This is a genomic window from Brevundimonas faecalis, assembly GCF_040549405.1.
Lineage (GTDB): Bacteria > Pseudomonadota > Alphaproteobacteria > Caulobacterales > Caulobacteraceae > Brevundimonas > Brevundimonas faecalis.
On record NZ_JBEPTF010000001.1, the window covers coordinates 1,223,105 to 1,249,741 of the forward strand.

At 67.3% G+C, this 26,637-nt stretch carries 27 protein-coding genes and 1 pseudogene; 18 read left to right on the forward strand and 10 right to left on the reverse strand.

Features of this window, described 5'->3' with window-relative positions; genetic code table 11:
- Positions 1 to 2: 2 nt before the first annotated feature.
- Entirely contained in the window at positions 3 to 1,577 is a 1,575-nt protein-coding gene (locus tag ABIE19_RS06025) for a DUF4153 domain-containing protein (protein WP_354088214.1), read from the reverse strand.
- 180 nt (positions 1,578 to 1,757) lie between these two features.
- Positions 1,758 to 2,354 carry a nitroreductase family protein gene (locus ABIE19_RS06030; RefSeq protein WP_354088215.1) on the reverse strand — a complete coding sequence of 199 codons (597 nt, stop codon included), beginning with the start codon at positions 2,352 to 2,354 and terminating at the stop codon, positions 1,758 to 1,760.
- Positions 2,355 to 2,399: 45 nt separating this feature from the next.
- On the opposite strand from ABIE19_RS06030, the gene ABIE19_RS06035 reads away from it, so the two are divergent.
- The 3 genes from ABIE19_RS06035 to ABIE19_RS06045 all read left to right on the forward strand — a co-directional run bounded on the left by ABIE19_RS06035 (position 2,400) and on the right by ABIE19_RS06045 (position 4,193).
- Entirely contained in the window at positions 2,400 to 3,029 is a 630-nt protein-coding gene (locus ABIE19_RS06035) for an NUDIX domain-containing protein (protein ID WP_354088216.1), read from the forward strand.
- Positions 3,030 to 3,057: 28 nt separating this feature from the next.
- Positions 3,058 to 3,879: a serine O-acetyltransferase gene (cysE, locus tag ABIE19_RS06040; protein WP_354088217.1), complete on the forward strand. Its 822-nt coding sequence runs from the start codon at positions 3,058 to 3,060 to the stop codon at positions 3,877 to 3,879.
- Between the two features lie 104 nt (positions 3,880 to 3,983).
- Complete coding sequence (locus tag ABIE19_RS06045) at positions 3,984 to 4,193, forward strand: DUF3126 family protein (protein ID WP_354088218.1); 210 nt, start codon at positions 3,984 to 3,986, stop codon at positions 4,191 to 4,193.
- Between the two features lie 97 nt (positions 4,194 to 4,290).
- Here the strand turns inward: ABIE19_RS06045 and ABIE19_RS06050 are convergent, their stop codons facing one another.
- Complete coding sequence (locus ABIE19_RS06050; protein ID WP_354088219.1) at positions 4,291 to 4,953, reverse strand: hypothetical protein; 663 nt, start codon at positions 4,951 to 4,953, stop codon at positions 4,291 to 4,293.
- An 82-nt stretch (positions 4,954 to 5,035) separates the two neighbouring features.
- Between ABIE19_RS06050 and ABIE19_RS06055 the strand changes: the two genes are divergently transcribed.
- From ABIE19_RS06055 to ABIE19_RS06070, 4 genes are all read left to right on the forward strand, one after another.
- On the forward strand, positions 5,036 to 5,902 hold the full coding sequence (locus ABIE19_RS06055) for a 50S ribosomal protein L11 methyltransferase (RefSeq protein ID WP_354088220.1): 867 nt from the start codon (positions 5,036 to 5,038) through the stop codon (positions 5,900 to 5,902).
- Between the two features lie 84 nt (positions 5,903 to 5,986).
- Positions 5,987 to 6,343, forward strand: a complete 357-nt coding sequence (locus tag ABIE19_RS06060) for an endonuclease domain-containing protein (protein WP_354088221.1) — start codon at positions 5,987 to 5,989, stop codon at positions 6,341 to 6,343.
- Positions 6,344 to 6,414: 71 nt separating this feature from the next.
- Positions 6,415 to 8,241 carry an aminopeptidase P family protein gene (locus ABIE19_RS06065; RefSeq protein WP_354088222.1) on the forward strand — a complete coding sequence of 609 codons (1,827 nt, stop codon included), beginning with the start codon at positions 6,415 to 6,417 and terminating at the stop codon, positions 8,239 to 8,241.
- Between the two features lie 73 nt (positions 8,242 to 8,314).
- Positions 8,315 to 9,298 carry an aldo/keto reductase gene (locus ABIE19_RS06070; protein ID WP_354088223.1) on the forward strand — a complete coding sequence of 328 codons (984 nt, stop codon included), beginning with the start codon at positions 8,315 to 8,317 and terminating at the stop codon, positions 9,296 to 9,298.
- 62 nt (positions 9,299 to 9,360) lie between these two features.
- On the opposite strand, the gene ABIE19_RS06075 is transcribed toward ABIE19_RS06070, so the two are convergent.
- From ABIE19_RS06075 to ligA, 3 genes are all read right to left on the reverse strand, one after another.
- Complete coding sequence (locus ABIE19_RS06075) at positions 9,361 to 9,783, reverse strand: DUF2147 domain-containing protein (protein ID WP_354088224.1); 423 nt, start codon at positions 9,781 to 9,783, stop codon at positions 9,361 to 9,363.
- 182 nt (positions 9,784 to 9,965) lie between these two features.
- Positions 9,966 to 10,580 (reverse strand): 3'-5' exonuclease, encoded by a 615-nt coding sequence (locus tag ABIE19_RS06080; protein WP_354088225.1) that lies wholly within the window; start codon positions 10,578 to 10,580, stop codon positions 9,966 to 9,968.
- Complete coding sequence (ligA, locus tag ABIE19_RS06085; protein WP_354088226.1) at positions 10,580 to 12,898, reverse strand: NAD-dependent DNA ligase LigA; 2,319 nt, start codon at positions 12,896 to 12,898, stop codon at positions 10,580 to 10,582. Before ligA ends, ABIE19_RS06080 begins: the two co-directional genes overlap by 1 nt.
- Positions 12,899 to 13,038: 140 nt before the next feature.
- On the opposite strand from ligA, the gene ABIE19_RS06090 reads away from it, so the two are divergent.
- Together ABIE19_RS06090 and ABIE19_RS06095 are read left to right on the forward strand one after the other, a co-directional pair.
- A complete protein-coding gene (locus tag ABIE19_RS06090) occupies positions 13,039 to 13,998 on the forward strand; it encodes a M20/M25/M40 family metallo-hydrolase (RefSeq protein WP_354088227.1) in 960 nt (319 codons plus the stop codon).
- Positions 13,999 to 14,084: 86 nt separating this feature from the next.
- Positions 14,085 to 14,708, forward strand: a complete 624-nt coding sequence (locus ABIE19_RS06095; protein ID WP_354088228.1) for a methyltransferase family protein — start codon at positions 14,085 to 14,087, stop codon at positions 14,706 to 14,708.
- A 54-nt stretch (positions 14,709 to 14,762) separates the two neighbouring features.
- On the opposite strand, the gene ABIE19_RS06100 is transcribed toward ABIE19_RS06095, so the two are convergent.
- Positions 14,763 to 15,227 carry a peptidylprolyl isomerase gene (locus tag ABIE19_RS06100; protein WP_354088229.1) on the reverse strand — a complete coding sequence of 155 codons (465 nt, stop codon included), beginning with the start codon at positions 15,225 to 15,227 and terminating at the stop codon, positions 14,763 to 14,765.
- Positions 15,228 to 15,309: 82 nt separating this feature from the next.
- Here ABIE19_RS06100 and ABIE19_RS06105 point away from each other — a divergent pair, with 82 nt between their 5' ends.
- Positions 15,310 to 16,032: an RlmE family RNA methyltransferase gene (locus ABIE19_RS06105; protein WP_354088230.1), complete on the forward strand. Its 723-nt coding sequence runs from the start codon at positions 15,310 to 15,312 to the stop codon at positions 16,030 to 16,032.
- Positions 16,033 to 16,220: 188 nt separating this feature from the next.
- On the opposite strand, the gene ABIE19_RS06110 is transcribed toward ABIE19_RS06105, so the two are convergent.
- Positions 16,221 to 16,766 (reverse strand): DUF2061 domain-containing protein, encoded by a 546-nt coding sequence (locus ABIE19_RS06110; RefSeq protein WP_354088231.1) that lies wholly within the window; start codon positions 16,764 to 16,766, stop codon positions 16,221 to 16,223.
- A gap of 141 nt (positions 16,767 to 16,907) precedes the next feature.
- Between ABIE19_RS06110 and guaB the strand changes: the two genes are divergently transcribed.
- The 5 genes from guaB to guaA all read left to right on the forward strand — a co-directional run bounded on the left by guaB (position 16,908) and on the right by guaA (position 22,560).
- Entirely contained in the window at positions 16,908 to 18,365 is a 1,458-nt protein-coding gene (gene guaB, locus ABIE19_RS06115) for an IMP dehydrogenase (protein WP_354088232.1), read from the forward strand.
- A 66-nt stretch (positions 18,366 to 18,431) separates the two neighbouring features.
- Positions 18,432 to 18,824: an MAPEG family protein gene (locus ABIE19_RS06120; RefSeq protein ID WP_354088233.1), complete on the forward strand. Its 393-nt coding sequence runs from the start codon at positions 18,432 to 18,434 to the stop codon at positions 18,822 to 18,824.
- Between the two features lie 12 nt (positions 18,825 to 18,836).
- The gene (locus ABIE19_RS06125) at positions 18,837 to 20,270 is read left to right on the forward strand and encodes an RsmB/NOP family class I SAM-dependent RNA methyltransferase (RefSeq protein WP_354088234.1); all 1,434 of its coding nucleotides are present in this window, start codon (positions 18,837 to 18,839) and stop codon (positions 20,268 to 20,270) included.
- Entirely contained in the window at positions 20,267 to 21,001 is a 735-nt protein-coding gene (locus ABIE19_RS06130; RefSeq protein WP_354088235.1) for a 5'-methylthioadenosine/S-adenosylhomocysteine nucleosidase, read from the forward strand. The genes ABIE19_RS06125 and ABIE19_RS06130 overlap by 4 nt, the downstream gene beginning before the upstream one ends.
- Positions 20,998 to 22,560, forward strand: a complete 1,563-nt coding sequence (gene guaA / locus ABIE19_RS06135; protein ID WP_354088236.1) for a glutamine-hydrolyzing GMP synthase — start codon at positions 20,998 to 21,000, stop codon at positions 22,558 to 22,560. The genes ABIE19_RS06130 and guaA overlap by 4 nt, the downstream gene beginning before the upstream one ends.
- Positions 22,561 to 22,831: 271 nt before the next feature.
- Here the strand turns inward: guaA and ABIE19_RS06140 are convergent.
- Positions 22,832 to 23,038, reverse strand: a pseudogene (locus ABIE19_RS06140) (DUF4287 domain-containing protein).
- A 14-nt stretch (positions 23,039 to 23,052) separates the two neighbouring features.
- Positions 23,053 to 23,436, reverse strand: a complete 384-nt coding sequence (locus ABIE19_RS06145; RefSeq protein ID WP_354088237.1) for a DoxX family protein — start codon at positions 23,434 to 23,436, stop codon at positions 23,053 to 23,055.
- Positions 23,437 to 23,607: 171 nt separating this feature from the next.
- Between ABIE19_RS06145 and ABIE19_RS06150 the strand changes: the two genes are divergently transcribed.
- The 3 genes from ABIE19_RS06150 (at position 23,608) to ABIE19_RS06160 (ending at position 26,581) form a co-directional block, all read left to right on the forward strand.
- A complete protein-coding gene (locus ABIE19_RS06150) occupies positions 23,608 to 24,126 on the forward strand; it encodes a MarR family winged helix-turn-helix transcriptional regulator (protein ID WP_354088238.1) in 519 nt (172 codons plus the stop codon).
- Positions 24,127 to 24,420: 294 nt separating this feature from the next.
- Positions 24,421 to 25,053, forward strand: a complete 633-nt coding sequence (locus ABIE19_RS06155; RefSeq protein ID WP_354088239.1) for a hypothetical protein — start codon at positions 24,421 to 24,423, stop codon at positions 25,051 to 25,053.
- Between the two features lie 211 nt (positions 25,054 to 25,264).
- Positions 25,265 to 26,581, forward strand: a complete 1,317-nt coding sequence (locus ABIE19_RS06160; protein WP_354088240.1) for a serine hydrolase — start codon at positions 25,265 to 25,267, stop codon at positions 26,579 to 26,581.
- Positions 26,582 to 26,637 lie beyond the last annotated feature (56 nt).

Below are 26,637 nucleotides of genomic sequence, written 5' to 3' on the forward strand. Positions count from 1 at the left end.
GTTCAGGTTCCGGCTTCAGAGGTCAACGGGGGAGCGACGGGAGACGGGGGCGGGGACGCCGAGGCGTGCGCGGGCGGCGGGAACAAACGCCCGTCGCAGTCGCGCGGACCGGGTAGCGGGGCGGTCAGAGGCCGGCCGGCGGTCAGTCGCTCGACCCGATCAAGCCGCCGGGCGTCACGCCAGCGCCAGCCCCGCCATTTCGATTGATGCTCCCGCATCGCCGTCAACTGGCGGTCGCGAACCGCCGCGACGCGATCCTGCAGCGCCGGGTCCGTCGTTCGCTGTTCCAACTCGACGAGCGACACCAGGGCCGCGCCGTTCAGGCCGTCGAGATAGCAGAGGTCCAGCCGTGACCCCTGGCCGTCGATCTCGCGCGCATGACGCACGTTCCAATGGGCCGCGATCGCGCCCAGGTCGATCACGCTGACCACCGCCAGCACCGCCAGGGCCGCGCCGACGTTGGCGTTGATCAGCCAGCTTGCGCTCTTGTTCTTCAGCATACGCCAGCAGATCAGTCCCAGGCCGACGCCGACCAGCACCATCCAGATCATGGCGGCGATGCGGAACCGGGTCAGGGAATAGGCCTCGATATAGTCGGCGGTCCGCAACAGGCTGGAGGCGACCAGAAACAGGTTCTGTCCGACCCACAGAACGACCAGTCTTCGAACCAGGGGCCGCGCCGCCGTTTCTGATCCCGGTCGCAGGAAGATCAGGACGAACAGGCCCGCCAGCAGGGCCGTGACGATCAGGGGATAGGCGCCGCGATGGGCGTACTCGGCCAGGGTCACGCCTTCGGGCAAGGGCGCGCCGCTCCACAGGAAGGCCAGGTCCAGGCCGTTCTGCATCGCGAACAGCAGGTTGAACACGATCAAGGACAGCGTGACCGAAGCGGCGGCTACGCGTGGGGTCGTCCGCGCCTCCCGCGACGGCAGAGCGATCAGGCGACGGCGCCAGCGCGGACGCAGAATGCCGCCGACGGCGATCAGAACGACGCCCCAGAAGACGAGCCTCGCCGTCGTGTCTTCGGACAGGGGCGGCAATCGCAGCTGCGCCGCCAGATCGCCGATCACCGGATTGGCGTTGGCGAACAGGGTCAGGAAGACGGCGCCGCCGAGCACGGGCAGGATCAGCAGCCGCACCGTTCCCGGCAGATTCATCGCCTGGCGTCGCCGGTTGGTTCGGTTGAGACGGATCAGGTCGATCCACGGCCCGACCACGGCCGTCGCCGCATGGATGATCAACCGCTGCGCCCAACGCCAGGCGTCCTCGCCGCCGCGCACCCGGGCCGACTGTGCGGCGATCATCAAGGCGAGACCGAACAGGACCCAGGTCAGGAGGCTGGGTTGATCGATCAGGATCACCGCCAGAGCCGCGGCGCCTGCCGCGGCCAGGAGACCGCGCCGATCGCGCGCCCATCCCTTTCGGAACAGGGCGGTCGCCGCCAACCACAGCAGGGCGAACAGGCCGAGCGTGGCGCCGGGTCGCTGCATGAAGAACAGCCGGTCGGCCAGGCCGACCAGCAGCAGCGCGATCCCGATCTTTAGCCAGAACGACGATCTAAGGGATGACTTGAACACGGCCGGACGGCGCTCCTCTTCATGAGGAGGTCCTTGTCGTCTGTGCGTGTCGAATGCTGATGGCCGTCCGTTCGAGATTTGGACCAGGTCGGATGCAGAAACCGTGCAGATGCCAGCCTGCGGGACTCACAGACCTGATCAGGAACGGGCGGCGACAGGCCTCGCCGCCGATCTTTATTCCTACGCTCGCCGTTCGACCTTGTGCGCCATGACGGGGCGGGGGCGTTCCAGGGGCGCTTCGGTCAGGGTTCCGAGGTGGATGAAGCCGGCGATGGTCTCGCCGTCCTGGACGCCGAACAGGGCGACGGCGGCGGGGTCGTAGGAATACCAGTCGGTGATCCAACTGGCCGAATAGCCCAGGGCGTCGGCGGCGTGTTCCAGGTTCATGCAGACGGCGCCGGCGGACAATTGCTGCTCCCAGACCGGGACCTTGTGGCCCTGGATCGGGGTCGAGACGACCATGACGGTCAGGGGCGGATTGGCCAGTTTAGCCAGGACGGCCAGGTCCTTTTCGCTGCGGCCCTGGGTTTCGGCCAGGGCGGCCAGGGCCTCGGACAGGTCGGCGCGGCTCTGGGGGCCCAGGACGACGAAGCGCCAGGGGAAGAGCTTGCCGTGGTCGGGAGTGCGGGCGCCGAGGGTCAGGATCTGCTCGATCTCGGCCTCGGACGGGCCGGGGGCGGCCAGAAGCTGGGCCGACGCCGAGCGACGGGTCGCCAGACGGGACAGAAGCGCATCCGAACGGACGGGCAGGGGCAGGGCGGCGTTGAGATCGGTCATGCCGTCTAGCTAGGATTTTGCAGCGCCCGGCGCCATAGCGGAGGGATGCACGATATTCCCGAGATCAAGCCCCGCTGGGCCCATGACCTGCCCGAGCCGCCGAAATGGGCGAGCCATGGCGACAGCCTCATGATCGACACGCCGTGGATGCAGGTGACGCGGCATCCGGCGACGGCGCCGACGGGGGCGGCGGCCGACTATCAGGTGGTGCGGCCCAAGAATGTGGGGACGGGGGTCCTGCCGCTGCATGAGGACGGGACGGTGACGATGGTGGGGCAGCACCGCTTCGCCCTGATGCGCTATTCCTGGGAGATGCCCGAGGGCGGGGCGCCGATGGACGAGGACCCGTTCGACGCGGTGCGCCGCGAACTGGCCGAGGAGGCGGGGCTGGCGGCGGAGCACTGGCGCGCGGCCCTGGACATGGACCTGTCGAACTCCATCACCGACGAGCGGGTCATGACCTGGGTGGCCTGGGGGCTGAGCGCGGTTCCGGTCGACCCGGACCCGACCGAGGTGATCGTGACGGCGCGCGTGCCCTTCCGTGATCTGCTGGCCGAGATCGAGCGGGGCGCGGTGCGGGACAGCTTGACGGTGGCGACGGCCTACAAGGCCTACCATATGGCGCGGGAAGGCGAACTGCCCGCCGCGCTGGCGCAGGCCATGCTGGGGGCGTAGGATCGCCTGCAAGGAAACGGGAGGCCCGATGGCCAAGCTGGAAATCGTGCCGCAAGAGCCGGACCTGTGGGCGCAGTTGCGGGCCGCAGCCGACGAGGCCGCGCGCGAGGAGCCGCGCCTGGCCTCGCAACTGAACGCCGTGGTGCTGGCGCATGACGATCTGGCGGGGGCCTTGAGCTTCCAGATCGCGCGCAAGCTGGGCGACGCTGAGCTGGGTGCCATGTCGCTGCGCGAGGTGGCGCTGGCGGCCTTTGCGGCCGATCCCGGCATCCTGACGGCGGCCGAGGCCGATCTGAAGGCGGTGCAGGACCGCGACCCGGCGATCCGGTCGCTGTTGCAGCCCTTCATGTATTTCAAGGGCTTCCAGGCGCTGCAGGCCTGGCGTGTGGCCCATTGGCTGTGGGGGCAGGGGCGCGACACCCTGGCCTTCCACTTCCAGAGCCGGATTTCCGAACTGTTCCAACTGGACATCCATCCGGCGGCGCGGATCGGATCGGGCGTCTTCGTCGACCACGGCACCGGCATCGTCATCGGCGAGACGGCGGTGGTCGGGGACGAGGTGTCGATGCTGCACGCCGTGACCCTGGGCGGGACCGGGGCGGAGCGCGGCGACCGCCATCCCAAGATCGGGCGCGGCGTCCTGTTGGGCGCCGGGGCCAAGGTGCTGGGCAACATCGTGATCGGCGACTACGCCAAGGTGGCTTCGGGCTCGGTGGTGCTGAAGCCGGTGCCGGCGGGCTGCACCGTGGCCGGGGTGCCGGCCAAGGTCGTGGCCTGTCCGACCGACGCGACGCCCGCGCGGACGATGGACCACACCCTGGCCGACATCGCCTATGACTATGTGATCTGATCTCGCCGCCTGTGGACGCCTGACGCGCGGGCTTCCCATGTGAGGGCGGCTTCTCTAGGTTCCCCCGCCTACGACACGTCAACGACACCAACGAGGCTACCCCCGTGAAAGAATCTGATCTGAAGCGCGTCGAGACGCACCTGAAGCGCACCTTCAACCACGGCGGCATCAAGGTGAAGGCCCGCAAGGTCGCCGACTCCGCCGAGGTCTATGTCGATGACGAGTTCATCGGCGTCATCTTCGAGGACGAGGACGAGGCCGGCTCGTTCATGTTCGAGATGGCGATCCTGGCCGAAGACCTGCCGCAGGACTGAGGTCGAGCCTCCGGAGGGTTTCTCTGGAAGGCGAGCTACGAAAAAGGCCGGAGGGGCGAACCCTCCGGCCTTTTGTCGTTTCGGACCTGTGGTCGGCCTAGAGGCCGAACAGGCGGGCGAAGAAGCCCTTCTTCTTTTCAGGCTGGGGCGCAGCGGCGGCGGGCGCTGGTTGCGGAGCCTGAGCCTGAGCCTGAGCCGGAGCAGCGGCTGGAGCGGGCGCGGGCGCTTCGACCGGCTTGGGAGCCGGGGCGGGCGCGGCGGCGACCGGAGCAGCGGGGGCCGGAGCCGGAGCGACAGCAGGCTTGGCCGCGGGCTTCGGAACGGCGGCCTTGGGCGCAGCGGCCTTCGGGGCTGCAGCCTTCTTCGGAGCGGCGGCCTTGGCGGCAGCAGCCTTGGGCGCAGCGGTCTTCGGAGCCGCAGCCTTCGGAGCCGCAGCCTTGGCGGCCGGTTTTGCGGCTGCCTTGGCCGGGGCCTTGGGTGCGGCGGCCTTTGCAGCCGGAGCCTTGGCGGCGGGTTTCGCAGCAGGCTTTGCGGCGGCCTTGGGCGCGGCTTTCGCAGCGGGCTTGGCCGCAGCCTTTGGCGCCGCCGCCTTTACGGCGGGCTTGGCCGCCGCCTTGGGCGCGGCGGTTTTCGGCGCGGCCTTCGGTTTTGCCGCAGTCTTGGGCGCCGCAGCGCTCGACTTTGCCGCCGGTTTCGGCTTGGAAGCAGTGGAAGCCGCCTTGGCGGCGACTGGTTTCGTTTCAGACGGTGCTTTGGCCATAAACTCCCCGACCCCTCGATGGACGCGGGCGCTACATACCACAGCCCGCACGGCGATTCGTTATTATAACGGTGTTTAAGAAATGTCCGAATCCGCAGTTCAGGTGATCGCACGCGGCGATCGCGCCCCGGCCGAGGCCGCCGCCGCTGCCATCGACGCCGATCCCATGCTGGAAAACGCGACCTATTCCATCCTGGAAGAGGACGAGGACAAGCAGGTCTGGCGCATCGACGCCTTCCCAACGACCGACGAGGAGGCCGAGGGCATAGCCGCCATCCTGCGCGCCACGCCGGGTCTGGAGGTGATCGTCGAGAAGCTGGCCGACGCCGACTGGCTGGCCATGAGCCTGTCGGGCCTGCCGCCGGTCGAGGCCGGGCGCTTCTTCGTCTACGGCGCGCACGACCAAGGCAAGATTCCCGAGGGGCGGGTCAATCTGAAGATCGACGCCGGCGCCGCCTTCGGCACCGGCCACCACGGCACCACGGTCGGCTGCCTGGAGGCCTTCGACAATCTGCTGGCGACCGAGACCTTCGAGAAGGTGCTGGACGTCGGCTGCGGCACGGGCGTGCTGGCCATCGCGGCCGCCAAGACCGGCTCGCCCATCGCCGTCGGCACCGACATCGACGAGCCCTCGGCCCGCATCGCCAACGAGAACGCCCAGATCAACGACGCCAGGTGCGAGTTCTACTTCGCCGACGGCCTGAGCGATGCGCGCATCGCCCGGCATGCACCCTATGACCTGGTGTTCGCCAACATCTTGGCCGCGCCCCTGGTGTTCCTGGCGCCCGAGATCGGCGCGGCGCTGAAGTCGGGCGGGGTCGCCATCCTGTCGGGCCTGCTGCGAACCCAGGAGGAGCGGGTGCTGGAGGCCTATCTGCCGCTGGGCTTCACGGTGGAGCAGACGATCCATCATGACGCGTGGACGGCGCTGCAGTTGCGCAAATCCTGATCCTTCTCCCCTTGCGGGAGAAGGTGGCTCGCGCAGCGAGACGGATGAGGGGTGAAAACCGTCGTTCGATGATAGGCTTCCGCCATGTTGAAGCCCACGGATCGCACCCGCGCCAACGCCCGCCGATCCCGCCGGGAACCGACCATGGCGGAAGCCGCCATGTGGAAGCTGTTGCGGGATCGTCGATTGGAGGACGTGAAGTTTCGCCGTCAGACGCCGATCGGCCGTTACATCGCGGATTTCTGCTGTCCGGCGTTGCGGCTGATCATTGAACTAGACGGCGGAGTTCATGTCCTGCGGGTCGAGTCCGACGCCGAGCGAGACGCCTGGCTGACGGCGCAGGGGTTCACCGTGTTGCGGTTTGGAAACGAGGCCGTTCTGAACAATCCCGCCGTGGTGTTCGACGCCGTTCGGCAAGCGGTGGCGCGACAGATGAAGTGACGGTGTTTCACCCCTCATCCGGCCCTTCGGGCCACCTTCTCCCGCAAGGGGAGAAGGGATAAGAGGGGGGCATGCGCCAGACATTCGACGAAACCACCGATCCGTCCTTCGGGGCGAAGCACCTGCCCCTGTTGCGGGCGAAGATGGCCGAGCAGGGCCTGGACGGCCTGCTGGTCCCGCACGAGGACGAGCACCAGAACGAGTATCTGCCCGACGCCAGCGAGCGTCTAGCCTGGGTCAGCGGCTTCACCGGCTCGGCCGGGGCGGGCGTGGTGCTGATGGACCGGGCGGCGGTCTTCGTCGACGGCCGCTATACGGTGCAGGCCAAGGCCCAGACCGACGCAGCCCTGTTCGAGCGGGTTGAACTGGGCAGGCTGGCCGCCTGGCTGGAAGGCCTGAGCGCCGGTTCGGTCATCGGCTATGATCCGCGCCTGCACAGCCCCGATGCGCTGGCGACCCTGCGCGCCGCGGTCGAGAAGGCTGGGGCGACGCTCAAGGCGGTCGAGCCCAACCCCATTGATCTGGCCTGGGGCGACGCGCGTCCGGCCCAGCCGCAGGCGCCGGTGGTCCCGCACGACAACAGCTACACCGGCGAGAACGCCGCGTCGAAGCGCGCCCGTATCGGCAAGGCGGTCACCGCCAAGGGTGCGGACGTAGCGGTTCTGACCTCGCCGTCGTCGCTGGCCTGGCTGTTCAATATTCGCGGCGGCGACGTGATCCGCACGCCACTGCCGCTGGGACAGGCGGTGGTGAGGGCCGACGGGACGGCCAAGGTCTTCCTCGACCCCGCCAAGGTCACCAACGAACTGCCCGGCTGGCTGGGCGACGCCGTGACTCTGGAGGCGCCGGAGGCGCTGCCGGGCGCGCTGGACGCCCTGTCGGGGCAGAAGGTGCTGATCGATCCGGCGGTCTCTTCGGCCTGGTATTTCGACCGTCTGGACGCGGCGGGCGCGACCATCGTGCGGGGCATGGACCCCTGCGCCCTGCCGCGCGCCCAGAAGAACGAGGTCGAGATCGAGGGCAGCCGTCGGGCCCACATCCGCGACGGCGCGGCCCTGACCCGCTTCCTGCACTGGGTCGATACGGTCGCGCAGAAGGACCTGCCCGACGAGCGGGCGGTCGTCGAGGCGCTGGAGGGCTTCCGCGAGGCGACGGGGATGCTGAAGGACCTGTCCTTCGACACCATCGCCGGGGTCGGGCCGAACGGCGCCCTGCCGCACTACAAGCCGGTCGGCGCCAAGATCAGGAAGATGGAGGCGGGCTCGCTTCTGCTGGTGGACGGCGGCGGTCAGTATCTGGACGGGACCACGGACGTGACCCGCACCATGGCCATCGGCGAGGGTACGGCGGACCAGCGCCGCATGTTCACCCTGGTTCTGAAGGGCCACATCGCCATGGCCGTGATCCGCTTCCCCGCCGGGACGACGGGGCATCAGCTCGACGCCGTCGCGCGCCAGCCGCTGTGGAACGCGGGCTTCGACTATGACCACGGGACGGGGCACGGCGTCGGCTCCTATCTGGGCGTGCACGAGGGACCGCAGCGCATCGCCACGGCGATCAACGCTCAGCCGCTGCTGACCGGGATGATCCTGTCGAACGAGCCGGGCTATTATCGCGAAGGCGAGTGGGGCATCCGTATCGAGACCCTGCAGGTCGTGACGGCGCCGACCCAGGTTCCGAGCGGCGAGCGGCCGATGCACGGCTTCGAGCAACTGACCCTGGCGCCGCTGGATCGCCGTCTGATCGACGTCGATCTGCTGACAGCGGAGGAGCGGGCCTACGTGGACGCCTATCACGCCGAGGTCCTGGGCAAGGTCGGGCCTCTGCTGGCCGAGGGCGTGCAGAAGGACGAGGCGGCGCTGGCGTGGCTGAAGGTCCAGACGGCGCCCTTGAAATAAGGCCGTACGGCGCCCATCTGAGGGGTGTCGGCGGATGCGCCGTCGACCCCCACACATCAGAAGGAATGCGCGGATGAAGATGCGCAAGCTGGGCCATGGCGGCCCTGAGGTCTCGGCCGTCGGTCTGGGCTGCATGGGCATGAGCGCCTTTTACGGCGGCGCCGACGAAGCCCAATCCATCGCGGTGATCCACCGCGCGCTCGACCTGGGCGTCACCCTGTTCGACACGGCCGAGATGTACGGCCCCCACACCAATGAAGTCCTGCTGGGCAAGGCGCTGAAGGGGCGCAGGGACGAGGCCTTCATCGCCACCAAGTTCGGCATCAACCGCCAGCCGGACGGCTCGGCCGTCACCGACGGCTCGCCCGCCAACGTGCGTCGCGCGGTCGAGGGCAGCCTGAGCCGCCTGGGCGTCGATCACATCGACCTCTATTACCAGCACCGCATCGACCCCAATACGCCGATCGAGGAGACGGTCGGGGCCATGGCCGAGCTGGTGAAGGAGGGCAAGGTCCGCTTCCTGGGCCTGTCGGAGGCGGCGCCCGCCACTCTGCGCCGCGCCCACGCCGAGCATCCGATCACGGCGTTGCAGACCGAATATTCGCTGTGGAGCCGCGACCCGGAGGACGAACTGCTGGGCGTGGTGCGCGAACTGGGCATCGGTTTCGTGCCCTACAGCCCGTTGGGCCGAGGCTTCCTGTCGGGCGAGATCAAGTCGGTCGACGACCTGGCGCCCGACGACTTCCGCCGCACCAATCCGCGCTTCGCCGGCGACAACTTCCAGAAGAACCTGGATCTGGTCGATGCGGTCGGCGCCATTGCGGCGGACAAGGGCGTGACGGCGGCGCAACTGGCCCTGGCCTGGGTGCTGGCCCAGGGCGAGGACCTGGTTCCGATCCCCGGCACGCGCCGGATCACGACTCTGGAACAGAACGCGGCGGCGGCGGACATCGTGCTGTCGGCCGATGATCTGGCGCGGATCGAGGCCGTCTTCCCGCGCGGGGCGGCGGCGGGCGAGCGCTATGCGCCCGGCGGCATGACCTCGGTCAACCGCTGACGTGAAAACGCCTCCCTCGCGATCGCGGGGGAGGCGTCTTTCATTTGGTCTGTGAGGACGGACTACTGGACGCGGGTCCAGGTCTGCGTCTTGCACAGGGGGGCGACGATGCAGCCGCGCAGGCGCAGGGTGTTGTCGTTCGTCAGGGTGATGGTGCCGCGATAGGTGCCGCCGTCCTCGGGGTTGTAGACCGAGCCGCCGCGCCATTCGGTCGGGCCGCCGGTGAAGCCCGACAGCATCCGCAGGCCGCGCAGGGGGCGGTTGCGCTGGGACTCGTCCTTGTTGCGCTGGTCGCGCACGTTCGGGTCGGCGCGGATATGGCTGGAGGTCACGAGCGTGCCGCACAGGGCCTGGCCGCAGCGCTCGATGCGGACCTGACCGCCGTTGGTCGGGGTCTGCCACAGGCCGGTCGGATCGCCGGCGAGAGCCGGGGAAGCGAGGGCGGCGGCCGCGACGGCGAGGGCCGCCAGGACGGAGGTCTTCATCGGCGTTTTCCTTCTGACGGATCGTTGAGCCGATCCCTTGGACGAAGGGTGATCCGGGTTTCGGTCTGAAACAAGGCCGAATTTGTGAACTTCGTTCAATGATTACATGACCTTAGGTCAAGTTGTGATCGCCGTCTCGGCCTAAGGCGATGGATTTCGACGCCTTTTCGCGCGCCAGGGCCTCAGCCCCAGCGGGAGCGGCGAGGGCGCGGGGCGGCCGAGGAGCAGGGGCTGTAGCCGTCGCTCCAGACACGGCCGAGGCTCAGGCGGCCGGCGTCGGCCAGGGCGGGGAAGCTTTCGACCCGGTGCATGCGCGCGGCCTCCAGGGCGACGGAGGCGCAGGCGAAGGCGTCCTCGGCCGCGTCGTGGTGGCGGAAGGCGACGCCCAGTTCGGCGCAGACCTGGTTCAACTTGTGCGAGACCATGTCGGGCCAGCAGGCCTGGGCCAGCTTGACGGTGCACAGATAGTCGAAGGCCGGATAGGCCAGGCCGTAGTGGTCGCAGGTGTTGCGGATGACGCTGACGTCGAAGGCGGCGTTGTGGGCCAGCACCGTGCGGCCTTCGAGGCGCGGGGCGATGGCGGCGAGCACCGCCGGAAACTCCTCTGCGTCCTCGACCTGTTCTGGGCCGATGCCGTGGAAGGCGATGTTGAACCCGGCGAAGCGCATGCCCGGCGGACGGATGTAGTGGTGCTCGACTGAGGCGATGACGCCGTCGTCGATCCAGGCCAGGCCGATGGAACAGGGGCTGGCCCGCTGCTCGTTGGCGGTTTCAAAGTCGATGGCGACGGCGTGCATTACGAGATCAGGGCCAGCCACTCGTCCTCGGTCAGGACGGTCACGCCGTGCTTTTCGGCGTCCTTCAGCTTGGACCCTGCGCCTGGGCCGGCGACGACGTAGTCGGTCTTCTTCGACACCGAGCCCGAGACCTTGGCGCCCAGGCTTTCGGCGCGGGCCTTGGCCTCGTCGCGGGTGAAGCGTTCGAGGGAGCCGGTGAAGACGACGGTCTTGCCCGCCACAGGGCTGTCGGTGGTCGGGGCGGCGACATCCTCGACGCGCTCAAGCTCGGCCAGAAGGGCGTCGACGACCTGAAGATTGTGCGGTTCATGGAAGAAGTGAGCCAGGGCCTCGGCGGCGACGGGGCCGACGCCGGAGACGCCCGCGATCTGGTTCAGGATGTCGGAGGGGCCTTCATCGCGCGCGACGGCGGCCCACCGGGTCAGGTCGCTCCAGCCGTCGGAGATTTCCGCCAGCGAGCGGCGGGCGGGCGCGGCCATGCCGGGGAAGGCGAGGGCGATCTTCTGATCCATCGGCGCCTCGGGCCAGGGATCGTCGGCGGGCGGCGTCGCCTCGGCCATCAGGCCGAGGACGCGGGTGGAAATGGCGTGGGTCGCGGCCAAGGCCTTCCAGTCGTCGCCGGCGAGGCCGTTCGCTGCGGCCATGCAGGCCTCGCGGAAGGCGGTCCAGTTGCCGAAGGCGCGCGACAGGACCAGGGAGGTCTGCTCGCCGATTTCGCGCACGCCCAGGCCGAAGATCAGGCGGTCGAGGGAGATGACGCGGCGCGCGTCGATCCCGGCGATCAGATTGCGGACGCTGGTCTCGCCATAGCCGTCCTCCGCGCGCAGGAGGGTCAGCTTCTCCTCGTCGCGGGCCAGGCGGAAGATGTCGGCGGGCTCCTTGATCCAGCCGCGCGCGTGGAAGGCGATCAGCTGCTTTTCGCCCAGCCCTTCAATGTCGAAGGCGCGGCGGCTGACGAAGTGCTTGAGGCGCTCGACGATCTGGGCGTCGCAGATCAGGCCGCCGGTGCAGCGGCGCTTGACCTCGTCCCCCTCGCGCACGGCTTCGGAGCCGCAGACGGGGCAGGTGGTGGGGAAGACGTAAGGGACGGCGTCGTCGGGGCGCAGGGTTTCGACCACGCCGACGATCTGGGGGATGACGTCGCCGGCGCGTTGCAGGACGACGGTGTCGCCGATGCGGACGTCCTTGCGGGCGATCTCGTCCTCGTTGTGCAGGGTGGCGTTGCGAACCACGACGCCGCCGACGGTGACGGGATGCAGGCGGGCGACGGGGGTCAGGGAGCCGGTGCGGCCGACCTGGATGTCGATGCCTTCCAGAACTGTGGTCGCCTGCTGCGCCGGGAACTTGTGGGCGATGGCCCATCTAGGGCTTCTGGCGATGAAGCCGAGGCGTTGCTGCCAGTCCAGACGGTCGACCTTGTAGACCACGCCGTCGATGTCGTAGCCGAGGCGGCTGCGGTCGGCCTCAAGCGACTGATAGACGCCGATCAACCCTTCCGCGCCCTCGACCCGGGCCGAGCGGTCGTTGACCTGGAACCCCCAGGCGCGGAAGGCCTCTAGCGCGCCGTGTTGGGTGTCGGCGAAGGGGGCGGAGGTCTCGCCCCAGGCGTAGGCGAAGAAGGTCAGGGGGCGCTGGGCCGTGATCTTCGGGTCCTTCTGGCGCAGGGACCCGGCGGCGAAGTTGCGCGGGTTGGCGTAGGTGCGTTTGCCCTCGGCCTCGGCCGCCGCGTTGAAGGCGTCGAAGGCGGCGTTGGGGGCGTAGACCTCGCCCCGGATCTCGATGACGTCCGGCCAGCCGGAGCCGGTCAGGGTCTGGGGGATGCTGTCCAGGGTGCGCAGGTTGGCGGTCACGTCCTCGCCCGTCTTGCCGTCGCCGCGCGTGGCGCCCTGGACCAGGACGCCCTTTTCGTAGCGCAGGCTGGCGGACAGGCCGTCGATCTTGGGCTCGGCGACGAAGGCGACGGGTTCGTCGCCCGGCAGTTTCAGGAAGCGGGCGATGCGGGCCACGAAGTCGCGCACCTCGCCGTCGTCGAAGGCGTTGTCCAGCGACAGCATGGGCACGCCGTGCCGGACCTCTGCGAATTGGCTGGAGACGGGGGCGCCGACGCGTTGCGACGGGGAGACGGGGCTGGAGAGGGCCGGGAAGCGGGTCTCGATGTCGAGGGCGCGGCGCTTCAGGTCGTCGTAGTCGGCGTCGGAAATTTCGGGCGCGGCGTCGGCGTAGTAGAGGGCGTCGTGGCGCGCCAGTTCGGCCGACAGGCGGTCCAGCTCCTCGCGGGCCTGGTCTTCGGTCAGAGCATCGACGGGGGTGTGGGGCATGGGAATCGCGCGGTCAGCCTTGTTCGACGCGCTGTTTAGCACCGGCGGCGGCGGGATCGCAGCGTCCATGACAGAAACGTAATCTGACGAAGGCCGCGACGCCCGCTAGCGTCCGCCGACTGATTTCGCCGGAGCCTTCCATGCGTCCTGTTCTCGCCAGCCTGTCCGTGATCGCCGCCGCCCTGACGCTGGCCGCCTGTGAAACCCAGGGGGTGTCGGACTCCGTGGTTCCGGTGATCGCCAACTCCACCGACTACGGCCAGTTGATGGAGGATGTGCGCATCCTGTCGGCGGACGACATGCAGGGTCGCGACACGGGGTCCGAAGGCGGGGCCAAGGCGCGGGACTATATCGTCGGCCGGCTGGAGGCCCTGGGCGTCCAGGCGTCGCCGATGGGACGGCTGCAGCCCTGGGAGATGCAGGGGCGGACGCGGGAAGGGAACAAGACCTTCCGCGGGACCAACATCATCGGCGTCATTCCCGGCACGCGCGTGGCCGACAAATACATCGTCGTGACCGCCCACTACGACCATGTCGGCGTCAACGACGGCCAAGTCTACAACGGCGCCGACGACAACGCCTCGGGCGTGGCGACCATGCTGGAGCTGGCCAGGCGGCTGAAGGCGAACCCGCCGGAGCACAGCGTGCTGATCGTCGCCCTGGACGGTGAAGAGCGGGGCCTGCTGGGCGCCAAGCACTTCGTCGAGGCGCCGCCCGTGCCTCTGTCGTCGATCTCGATGAATCTGAACTTCGACATGACGGCGCGGGCCGACAGCGACGGCAAGCTGTGGGTGACGGGCACCTATCAGCACCCCTATTTCCGGCCGGTGCTGGAGCGCCTGCCGGCGCGTCAGACCGTGGCCCTGGCCTTCGGCAAGGACACGCCCGAGGACAAGGGCGCCGACAACTGGGTCGAAGCGTCGGACCACGCCGCCTTCCACCGCGCGGGCCTGCCCTTCCTCTATTTCGGCGTGAACTATCACCCCGACTATCACCGCCCCAGCGACGACTTCGAGAAAATCAATCCGGCGGTGTTCCAGGACGCGACTGAACTGGCCGTGGGCGGCTTCCGCGCCCTGGACCAGTGGCTGGATCAGTAGAGGCGCGATGCGTTCGCAAACATAGGCCTTGAAAGCGCCGCTTGCGCGGCGTTCTGTCGCACCCTCAATTCGGTCGAGGGCATGTGATGTCGACGGTTCAGGGATTTGATCTGCAGCGGGTGCAGAAACTGCGCAAGCTGGCCTTGCTGGCGGGTCTGGTCGGGGCGATCGCCCTGGCCTTCGTCACCCGATCGATGGGCGGCGAGACGGCGCTGCATGAAGGGCTGGAGGCCTTCGGCCTGGGCCTGATCGTGGTCTGCATCGTCGGCCGGGCCTGGTGCTCGCTCTACATCGGCGGGCGCAAGAAGGCGGAGATCGTCGATCGCGGTCCCTATTCGATCAGCCGCAACCCGCTCTATCTCTTCAGCTTCATGGGCGCCTTCGGCGTCGGAGCGCAGACGGGGAGCGTGACCCTGGCGTCCGTCTTCCTGCTGCTGACGGTCGCCGTCTTCTACGCCACGGTGAAGCGCGAGGAGGCCTGGCTGGCGGACGCCTTCGGCTGGACCTACCGGGACTATTGCGCGCGGACGCCGCGCTTCGGGCCGGACTTCTCGAAATGGCGGGATGCGGAGAGCCTGGAGGTGAAGCCCCAGTTCTTCCTGACGACCCTGCGCGACGGCCTGGTCTTCCTGCTGGCCGTGCCTCTGTTCGAGTCGGTCGAGCGCCTGCAGGACATCGGCTGGCTGGCCGCCCTGATCCGTTTGCCCTGATCAGGAAGGGCGAGGACCCTTCTCGCCCGAGAGCGAGAAGGGTCGGGGAGGCGGTTAGGCCACGGTCGCCTTGACGATCTTGCCCGGCGCGCGCGGCGGCTCGCCCTTCGGCAGGGCGTCGACGTGGTCCATGCCCTCGATCACTTCGCCCCAGACGGTGTACTGGCCGTCCAGGAAGCGGGCGTCGTCGAAGCAGATGAAGAACTGCGAGTTGGCGCTGTCGGGGTTGGCGGTGCGGGCCATGGAGCAGACGCCGCGCACGTGCGGCTCCTTCGAGAACTCCTGCTTCAGGTTCGGCTTCTTGGAGCCCGAGGTGCCGGTGCCGGTCGGGTCGCCGCCCTGGGCCATGAAGCCCGGAATCACGCGGTGGAAGACGACGCCGTCATAGAAGCCTTCCGACGCCAGGTCGGTGATCTGCTTGACGTGGTTGGGCGCCAGGTCGGGACGCAGCTTGATCACGACGGCGCGTTCTTCGCCGTCGCCGGTGTCCAGGGTGAAGGTCAGGGTTTGGTCGGTCATCTGGCGCTCCTTTTAAGTCCATGCGAGCCGGAATTGTGCGCGGGTCATAGCGGCTGAACGCCGTCGCGGCTATGTGGGAAGCATGAGCGACGACGAAAAGCCCCAAGACAAGCCGCCGGAACGCCGCCGGATGGTGCGCCCGCCCACGGGCGGCACCGCCGCCGGGCGAGGCCTGGGCCAGAAGATGAAGACGGCCGACACCAAGTCGATGTCGAGCCAGCAGTGGATCAAGCGCCAGTTGGCCGACAAGTGGTCCGAGCGCGCGCGGGCCGAGGGCTGGCGCAGCCGCGCGGCCTTCAAGCTGATCGAGATCGACGACCGATTCCGCCTGATCAAGAAGGGCTCGCGGGTCATCGACCTGGGCGCGGCGCCGGGCGGTTGGATCCAGGTGGCGCTGGATCGCGGCGCTGCGGCGGTGGCGGGCGTGGACCTGTTGATGATCGAGCCGATTCCCGGCGCGACCCTGATCCAGGCCGACTTCACCCATCCGGGCGTGGACCAGCAGTTGATCGACGCCATCGGCGGACGGGCGGACCTGGTGCTGTCGGACATGGCGCACAACACCGTGGGCCATCGACAGACGGACCACCTGAAGATCATCGCCCTGATCGAGATCGCCGCCGACTTCGCCATCCGCACGCTGAGGCCGGGGGGTAATTTCGTCTCCAAGAACTTCCAGGGCGGCGACGCCGGCGGAGTGCTGGCGCGGCTGCGCGAGGAGTTCGAGACGGTGAAGTATGTGAAGCCGGAATCGAGCCGCAAGGGCAGCGCCGAGGTGTTTCTGGTGGCGCTGAACAAGCGTTAGGGCGCTAACTCCTCCCCCGCTGCGCAGCGGGGGAGGGGGACCGCGAAGCGGTGGAGGGGGCGACCATAGCCGCAGCCTCGGCCAAGTTCCCACCGACGCTCGCTCGAACCGGGAAACCGCAGCTCGACGCTTCGCCCCCTCCACCACGCTACGCGCGGTCCCCCTCCCCCGTTACACGGGGGAGGAGTTCAGGCCGCAGCCTCGGCGGCGCGGCGGGCGGCTTTTCTGGCTTCGATACGGGTCCAGATGCGGTCGTGCAGGGTGAAGAAGACCGTCTGCACGAGGGGCTCGACCGTGCCGATGGCCAGGGCGATGCGGATGTCGCGCGTCAGGGCGAAGGCGACCAGAACGGCCACGGTGAAGTGCATGACGCCGTAGGTCACGGTCTTCAGCGCGATCTGCTTCAGGTTGCGGGGCAGGGCGTGGCTGTGGCCGTGATGGCCGTGGTGATTGTGCGCCCGGTTCTGTTCGTGGGCGTCCATCAGTTCCAGGCGGGCGGTGAAGGCCTCGGCCGTTTCCTCGACGCCGGACAGCATGCGGCGACGCTCAACGCGGTGCCAGACGCGGTCGTGGATGGAATAGGCGATGGTCTGGAAGACGGGTTCGACCACGCCGACCGCCAGGGCGATGCGCCAGTCCCGGGTCAGGGCGAAGGCGACCAGGACGGCCACGATCAGGTGCATGGCGCCGTAGCTCGCGATCTTGAGCGCGAGGCGACGGGCTGTGCTGATCAAGATGCGAACCATTATCGGAACATGTGGCGGCCAGGGCGCGGGTTCAAGCCAATTCCTTTTATTCCCCTTATAGCTCCCGCTTGGGGTTGCGGTTCCGAGCCAACGGGCGTTATACGCGGCCCGCAAAACGGAGACTCCCCCATGGAGATACGCGAAGGCCTCACCTTCGACGATGTTTTGCTCGAACCCGGTCCGTCCGAGATCATGCCGGCCATGGCCGACGTCTCGACCCGACTGACGCGCGACATCAAACTGAACATCCCGCTGCTGTCGTCCGCCATGGACACGGTGACCGAAAGCCGTCTGGCCATCGCCATGGCCCAGGCCGGCGGTCTGGGCGTGCTTCACCGCAACATGACCATCGAGGAGCAGGCCGAGCAGGTCCGCACCGTCAAGCGCTATGAAAGCGGCATGGTCATCAACCCGGTGACGGTCTCGCCCGACACGACCCTGGGCGAGGTTCGCCAGATCGTCGCCGCCAAGAAGATCACCGGCTTCCCGGTGGTCGATCCGGCGACGGGGCGTCTGGTCGGCATGCTGACCAACCGCGACATGCGTTTCGAGAGCGATCCTTCGATCAAGGCCTCGGCCCTGATGACCACGGGTGACCTGATCACCGTGCGCGAAGGCGCCGGTCGTGAAGAGGCGTGGAACCTGCTGCGCACGCGCAAGATCGAACGCGTCATCGTCGTCGACGATCAGAACCGCGCCATCGGCCTGATCACCATGAAGGACATCGAGAAGGCCCAGGCCTTCCCGAACGCCGCCAAGGACGAGCAGGGCCGCCTGCTGGTCGGCGCCGCCTCGACCGTCGGCGACGCCGGTTACGAGCGCGCCATGGCCCTGGCGGAGGCCGGCGCCGACGTGGTGGTGATCGACACCGCCCACGGCCACTCGGCCTCGGTGGCTCAGGTGGTCGAGCGCATCAAGCGCGAGAACAACCGTCTGCAGATCATCGCCGGCAACGTCGCCACCTATGACGCCACCCGCGCCCTGATCGACGCGGGCGCCGACGCGATCAAGGTCGGCATCGGCCCGGGCAGCATCTGCACCACCCGGATCGTCGCCGGGGTGGGCGTACCGCAGCTGACCGCCATCATGGATTCTGCTCGGGCCGCCAAGGGCACGGGCGCCACGGTCATCGCCGACGGCGGCATCAAGTATTCGGGCGACATGGCCAAGGCCATCGCGGCCGGCGCCAGCGCCGCCATGATGGGCTCGATGTTCGCCGGGACGGATGAATCGCCGGGCGACGTCTTCCTGTATCAGGGCCGCAGCTACAAGTCGTATCGCGGCATGGGCTCGGTCGGCGCCATGGGCGCGGGCTCGGCGGACCGCTACTTCCAGAAGGAGGTCTCGTCCGAGAAGCTGGTGCCTGAAGGCATCGAGGGCCAGACCGCCTACAAGGGGCCGATCGCCCCGGTCATCCACCAGATGGTCGGCGGCCTGCGCGCCTCCATGGGCTATGTCGGCGGGGCGACCATTCCCGACTTCCAGGACCGCGCCCGCTTCGTGCGCATCACCAATGCGGGCTTGCGCGAAAGCCATGTCCACGACGTGATGATCACGCGTGAGGCGCCGAACTATCGTCAGGGCTGATCCCCTGGTCCGCTCCCGGTCCTCGGATCGGGAGCGGTTTCGTATTGAACAGAGGCGGGGCGGGACGTGACGACGGAGCTGATCTATCTGGCGGCGACGCTGATCCTGGCCCTGGTGCAGGTTCTGATCCCGGCCGTGGTCCGGGATATGGAGTTCGGTCTGGCCTGGGGCGGGGGGACGCGCGATCACACTCCCGAATCGAAGAACCTTGTCGTCGGCCGCCTCGAAAGGGCCAAGGCCAACCTCTACGAAACCCTGCCGCTGTTCATCGGCGCTGTCCTGATCGCCCACGTCACGGGCGCGGAGAGCGCCCTGACCCTGTGGGGCGCCGCCCTCTATTTCTGGGCGCGCGTCGCCTATGTTCCGTTCTACGCCCTGGGCGTGCCCTATGTCCGGTCGCTGGTTTGGCTGGTCTCGCTTGCGGGACTGATCATGATCTTCGCGGCCCTTTTCATCTGATCCGAGACCCGATTGACCCCTGCAGCCCGCCTCGCCGCCGCCGCCTCCGTCCTCGACAGCATCGCCCACAGCCGCCAGCCGGCCGAGGTGGTGTTGAAGGCCTGGGGCGCCGCCAACCGCTATGCGGGCTCCAAGGACCGCCGCGCCATCGCCGACTGCGTCTACAAGGTCATCCGCGCACGGGGACGTCTGGTCTGGGCCATGGGCGGTCGTGAGGACGGCCGCGCCTTGGTCATCGGCTCGCTGTCGCTGATCGACGGCCTGCCGCTGGACGAGATCGAAGCCCTGCACTCTGGCGAGGGATACGGCCCGCGTCCGCTGTCCAAGCAGGAGCGCGGTCGCATCACCGCCGCGCCGGGCGAACTGCCGGGCTGGGTCGCCGCCGGCCTGCCCGAGTTCGTGGTCGAGGACTTCAAGGCCGTCTTCGGCGACCGCTGGACCGAGGAAGCCCACGAGCTGATGGCGCCGCGCGCGCCGATCGACCTGCGCGTCAACCTGGCCAAGACCACGGTCGAGGGCGTCGAGGCGGAATTGACCGAGGCCGGTCTGTCGCCCGAGCGCACGCCCTGGTCGGCCGCGGGCCTGCGCCTGTCGGCCGAGCCGCCGCCGAACGTCCAGGCGCTGGAGGCCTTCAAGCAGGGCCATATCGAAATTCAGGACGAAGGCAGCCAGGTCGCCTGCTGGCTGACGGGCGTTCAGCCCGGCATGACCGTCGTTGATTACTGCGCCGGCGGCGGCGGCAAGACCCTGGGTCTGGCCATGCTGGGTCAGTCGGCGGCGACCCAGGCCGCCATGGTCGAGACGCCCGCCGCCCCGGTGGCCGTCTGGTCGCCGGTCGGCGGGGACGGGCAGGGGGCCGTGGTCCAGCCCAAGGCCAAAGCCAAGCCGGTCGAGAACGCCGAGATGGGCATCCGCCTGATCGCCTGCGACGTGGTGCAGAAGCGTCTGGACAACATCCGGCCCCGACTGACGCGCGCGGGCGTGAAGGCCGATCTTCGCCTGCTGGGTCAGAACGGCGGCGGGGTCGAGGATCTGAACGGTCAGGCGGACGTGGTCCTGGTCGATGCACCGTGCAGCGGTTCCGGCACCTGGCGTCGCCGTCCCGAGGACGCGTGGCGTCTGAAGACCGATGAGGTCGAGCGCCTGCACGACTTGCAGACGCGCATCCTGAAGCAGGCCTCTCTCCTGGTGAAGCCGGGCGGGCGTCTGGTCTTCATCACCTGCTCCATGCTGCGGGCCGAGAACGAAGCCTCCGCCGAGGCCTTCGAGGCGGCCTGTCCCGACTTCCGGCCCGTTCCCATGACGGAAGCCCTGAAGGCGGCGAACCTGACCGAGGCGGCGCGCGAGCGTCTGGGCGCCGTCGCCGACGGGCATCGCCTGCGCCTGTCGCCCGCCTCTACCGGCACGGACGGCTTCTTCGCCGCCGTCTATGAGCGGACGGCATGAGCGACGGGCGGTCAGAGGACATCTACGGCCTGACGGTCCTGCCCGTCATGGCGGCGCCGGCTGAATACGGCGCCGCTCTTCAGGCGCGGCTCACGCCCCTGATGACCGGGATCGGTCCGGTCGAGGCGGCCATCGCCCTGACGGCGGCGCTGACGCGGCTGGAGGCGGACGACGCCCTGCCGGACCTGATCGTGTCCCTGGGCTCGTGCGGGTCGCGCGACCTGGAACATGCGGCGGTCTATCAGGCTTCCTCGGTCAGCTATCGCGACATGGACGCCAGCCCTCTGGGGTTCGAGAAGGGCAGGACGCCGCTGCTGGACCTGCCCGCCGTCCTGCCTCTGCCTTGCCCCATCCCCGGCGTGCCGACCGCGACCCTGTCGACCGGCGCGAACGTGGTCTCGGGCGCCGCCTATGACGCCATCGACGCCGAGATGGTGGACATGGAGACCTTCGCCCTTCTGCGTGTGGCCCAGACCTTCGGCGTGCCTCTGATCGCCCTGCGCGGCGTCAGCGACGGCAAGAGCGAGCTGTCGAAACTGGAAGACTGGACCGAGTATCTGCATCTGGTCGACGTCCACCTGGCCGAGGCCTGGGATCGCCTGTCCGAGGTGCTGACGACGCAAGGCCTGGCCGCATTGGCCGATGTGCCCGCCTCGCGACTTGATCCCGACGTCTTCACCCGTCAAGAACCCGCCCCATCAACGCCCGCTTCGGATTCTGAGCCCTCATGACCGCGCCCCACACGCATGAAGCCGTACTGATTGTCGATTTCGGCAGTCAGGTGACGCAACTGATCGCGCGCCGCCTGCGCGAAGCCGGCGTCTATTGCGAGATCCACCCGTTCAACAAGGCGGGCGAGGCGCTGAAGACGGTCGCGCCCAAGGCCATCATCCTGTCGGGCGGTCCGGCCTCCACGACCGAGGCGGAGAGCCCTAAGGCTGACCCCGCCCTGTTCGAGGCCAGCGTGCCGGTGCTGGGCATCTGCTACGGCGAGCAGACCATCTGCGCCGAGCTGGGTGGTAAGGTCGAGAGCGGCCACCATCGCGAGTTCGGCCGCGCCGAGATCGTCATCACCCGCGAAAGCCCGCTGTTCGCCGGCATCGGCGGCGTCGATCACCGCGAGACCGTGTGGATGAGCCACGGCGACCGCGTCACCGCCATCCCCGAAGGCTTCCACGTCATCGCCACCTCGGAAGGCGCGCCCTTCGCCGCTATCGCCAACGAAGAGAAGAAGATCTACGGCGTGCAGTTCCACCCGGAGGTGATGCACACCCCGCGCGGCGCCGTCATCCTGAAGAACTTCACCCACGGTATCGTCGGCCTGAGCGGCGACTGGACCATGGCCGCCTATCGCGACGAGCAGATCGCCAAGATCCGCGAACAGGTCGGCGACGCCAAGGTCATCTGCGGCCTGTCGGGCGGGGTGGACAGCTCCGTCGCCGCCGTCCTGATCCATGAAGCCATCGGCGATCAGCTGACCTGCGTCTTCGTGGACACCGGCCTGCTGCGCAAGGACGAGGCGACCCAGGTCACGACCCTGTTCCGTGAGCACTACAACATCCCGCTGGTGCACGTTGATGCGTCGAAGGAATTCCTCGGAGAGCTGGCCGGGATTTCGGACCCGGAGACCAAGCGCAAGACCATCGGCCGCGTCTTCATCGAGATCTTCGACCGCGAGGCGGGCAAGATCGAAGGCGCCGAGTTCCTGGCCCAGGGCACCCTCTATCCCGACGTGATCGAGAGCGTTTCGGCCTCGGGCGGCCCCTCGGCGGTGATCAAGAGCCACCACAACGTCGGCGGCCTGCCGGACTTCATGAAGCTGAAGCTGGTCGAGCCGCTGCGTGAGCTGTTCAAGGACGAGGTTCGCGCCCTGGGCCGCGAACTGGGCCTGACCGACGCCTTTGTCGGACGCCATCCCTTCCCGGGGCCGGGCCTGGCCATCCGCATCCCCGGCGAGATCACGCCGGATGCGGTCGCCACCTTGCAGGACGCCGACGCCATCTACCTTGAGGAAATCCGCAAGGCCGGTCTCTACGACGACATCTGGCAGGCCTTCGCCGTCCTGCTGCCAGTCAAGACGGTCGGCGTCATGGGCGACGCCCGGACCTATGAAAAGGTCCTGGCCCTGCGCGCCGTCACCTCGACGGACGGCATGACCGCCGACTTCTACCAGTTCCCCTGGGACGTCCTGGCCAAGACCGCCACGCGCATCATCAACGAGGTCCGCGGCGTCAACCGCGTCGTCTACGACGTGACCTCCAAGCCCCCCGGCACCATCGAGTGGGAGTAATTCAGGCCTTTCGGAAGCTTTCGGCGTCGCTTCCGGAAGCGCCAATAAGTTGCTGACATAAAAGTGAATTTATTCGAGACCCTTCGAAGCCTTTCTAAGGGGCGTTTCATTTGTAACGCCGTCGTTTCTGACGGTATCGTCAGCTGTTGACCATGCACTGGGTCCGCGCGGCCGTGACCGGGTCAAGCGAGGCTGACGATCCGATAGGCTTTCTTCTTAACCACGTCGTTCACCGTTGGGATCGATGCGTGTGGTCAGTAAGCTTGCTCATTTATCCTTTGGCCAGCGTGTACGCCACAATGGCGTTGGCATGGCCGTGGCCCATCTTGTGGTCGTTCTTCAGCATCGCGACCAATTCCATGTGTTTGGCGGGAAGCTGCTAGCGCACCAGCTCCTGCCATTCGCCGATGGGGCGTCCGTATTTTTCCTCGATGGAGGGAAAGTAGGAGGCCGGCCCCTTCACAACGTCGTCAGCCATGGCGGTTTCCTCTTTCAATCTTCAGAGGAGGGCGACGATGTGCGCGCCCGGCTTCCAAAGGGGAATATCGCTCTGAGAGCAGGGTTCCGGAGCCAGAGGCCGCCCCACAACAACAGGCCAAGATAGAGCCCGAACAAGACGTGGCTGAAGAGGGGGCTGTCGACCCTGAACTGGGTTGCGATCGCGCCGCCCAAAAGTCCCGTGGTGAGGATTGCGCCCAACACGCTGGTCCGAGGAAGGGCGTACAGGATCACGCAGACCAGTTCGATCAGGCCGATCAGCAGCGTGTGGCGTGGATCCCAACCGACCGACCGCAGGGACTCCGTAGCCACCGCCGCGCCTGAGAGCTTGGGCGCGACAGAGGCGCCCAGAAGAAACAGCACGACGAGCGCGGACATGGCTCGCCCTGCGATGACGAGCTTGGGGCCTATGCCGGGTTTTCCGGATAGATAAGATTCTTGTGCTGAGAGCGTTTGCAAAGCGGCTTCCTTCTCTGGTGTTTCTGGGCGGATGTATTTATCTTTCTGGAAAGATAATGAGCGGATTTATCTTTTCGTCAAGAGAATTTCATGGATCACGTATCATCTCGTATCGAGCAGTGGCGTCGGGAATTGCCGGATGTGGACACGGTCGGAATGGCCGTCCTTGGACGCATGCGATGGATCACCTTGCAGGTCAGACCGGGTATCGAGGCGGTGTTCGCCCGGCACGGCCTCGACACTGGCGAGTTCGACGTTCTTTCGACCTTGCTGAGAGCGGGGCCGCCCTACCGGTTGCGACCGACAGAGCTTTTTCGGTCGCTGATGATCACTTCCGGCGGACTGACGCCCAGGCTGGATCGTCTCACCAACCGAGGCTTGATCAGGCGTGCGGCGGAGAGCAGCGACAAGCGCAGCCTGCCGGTCGAATTGACCGCCGAGGGACGGGCCTTGGTCGAAGCTGCTTTTCGCGAGGACATGCTTGTCGAGCGGGCGCTCATTTCCGGCCTATCCGCCAAGGACAGGGATCGGCTTTCCAGTCTGCTCGAGGAGTTGGCCTTGATTGTTGGTCAGGCCGTGAAAGAGCAGGATCAAGACGGACCTGACTGAGAACTCGATTTCCCAGGGCGTTTGCGGCTGAAGCCTTGGGCGGTCCGTCTGCAGCTGTGAACTGGACGATTGCGTGTCTCTGGGGGAGTGTCATCGTCCTTTCGGACAAGGTGCGAACCTGCTGGCATGACGGATGAACATCCCTGTCGGACGGCGGAGGGGCGATCTGACTGGGGGCAGGCAGAGCGGGTCAGCAGCGAACGTGGGCTGAGTTCCTCGGAATGGAACGTGTGAGTTCACGTCCTTCGAAAGCGCGGTGTATTTGCGTTCAGGTCGGCTGCGGAGGAAAGAACGATGCTTCTGGTTCTCAAAGACAAGACGTTCGCCATCAAGAGCGCCGAGATATCGGCAGCTATCCCCGACCCGTACTGGCTACGCACGTACCACCCCGCCGGCGACGCACGCCTCTTTTGGTCGCTGGACGTGGAAGCCGAGCAGAAGACCGGCGGCGAGATGTGGGAGCCGCGAGCGTACCATGAGAACCTGCACTTCCCGATCCGCCGGTGGAAGGACGTGGTCGGCCAAGCGGCCGAGTGGTCAGAGCCGTATGACGAAGAGGCGAACGAGCATAATGGGGGGTTCTACGTCTTCGAGCACGGGGACATTTCCCGTGCTCGTCTCCGCTTCCCGGAGCGAGACGGCGTGAAATTCCGGTTCGAGTGGGACGGAGTTTGCGACGTGTTCTGGGACGACGATTACGGCCAGGATGTGCCCTTCTCCGCGTCAGGTTGGGCGGAGTTTACTGGAGTAACCGTTCAAGGGAGTGAATTGGACACGGACGAGATGTTGCGGGATCGCCTCGCTCAGCACCTCGACCCACGTGACTTCGTGTGTGAGTCAGTCGTCCGTGAGGGGCAGAGCTACGAGAGCGGGGTCAAGATGGCCCGTGCGGTGTTCACTCCACTGAGCGTGATCTGCCCCTTCTGAGTGATTCAAAATCGCTGATATTTTGAGATTTTGAAGGCCACGCAAGAGGAAGCGCCCAGAAGAGATTATCTGGCAAGCCGCGCCATGTTGCGAAGATTTAAGGATGGGCGCTGCATCCGCCAATGCAGTCGGATAGCTCTTCCTTGTCGTGGCGTGACGAGCATGCCGCGTAGGGGGACTAGATTTGTCAAAAGCCAATAAGCCTGTCGGCGTGCGTATCGCCTTCATCTGCCTGACCGCCGCCATCCTGTCCGCCGCTCCGGCCCTGGCTCATGTCCCTGAGCGCATGGATCGGATCGTGAGGACGTCGGTCGAGGCGAACGAGTTTTCGGGATCCGTCCTGGTGGCCCGCGACGGCGAAGTCTTGCTCGACAGAGGCTATGGCTTCGCCAATCGTGAATGGCTCATTCCCAATGACGGAGACACCAAGTTCCGCCTGGGGTCGATCACCAAACAGTTCACCGCCGTCGCCGTCATGATCCTGAACGAGCGCGGCCTGGTCGATCTGGACGCGCCCGTGAAGACCTGGCTTCCGGATGCGCCCGCGGCATGGGATCAGGTTACGGTGAGGCGCTTGCTGGCCCACACCGCCGGCGTGCCGAACTTCACCAGCTTCGACGATTTCCAGGCGCGAAAGGCGCTGCCGGATACGGTCGACGGCCTGATCGCCCGCTTTCGGGATCGTCCGCTGGACTTCCAACCGGGCGAAGGGCGGAAGTACTCCAACTCAGGCTATGTCCTGCTGACGGCCGTCATCGAGAAGGCGAGCGGCCGCTCCTATGCGGACTTTGTCGCCGAGAACCTGCTTCAGCCGCTCGGCATGACCGATAGCGGGTACGATACGAACGCCGAGATCCTGCCGCGTCGCGCGTCCGGATACACGCCGAGCGCCCATGGCGTCGTCAACGCAGCCTATTGGGACATGAGCATTCCGCAGGGCGCCGGCGGTCTCTATTCCACCACGCACGACTTGTTGAAATGGGAGCAGGGGTTGTACGGCGGCCGACTGCTGAGCCCCGCATCGCTGACGCTTCTGACGACGCCCGTTCGCGATCAGTACGCCTTTGGGGTGTTCGCCGTTCAAGCGGCGGGGAATACGACCATAGCCCATTCGGGCGGGCTCGACGGCTTCAATACCTATATGGCCTATGATCCGGTCCGCCGTACGACGGTGATTGTCCTGGGCAATCTCAACGGGCTGGCGCCGGATTCCCTGGGCGCTTCTCTGCTGGGCTTGGCGCGCGAGGAGTCGTCCGTCCAAGCTGTAACTGCCGTCGAACCCTTGCAGACCTTTGTGGGCGTCTATGATCTGACGCCGACTTCATCCGTCACCGTATCGCTTGTGAACGGCCGGCTACGGAGCCAGATCACAGGGGAGAAGGAGGTCGAGTTGGATCCTGGGTCGGGCGATGTCTTCTCTCTGAGAGCAAGCAACGCCCGGCTGACCTTCACGCGCGATGCGTCGGGCGCCGTCTCCGGTTTGATGCTCCATCGTGACTGTCGAGACGCCGTGGCCCGGAAGGCATAGCCAGGGAGCAGGTCTCTTCGTTGGATGTCGTCGCTTCTGGTGATGCTGCGCTTCCG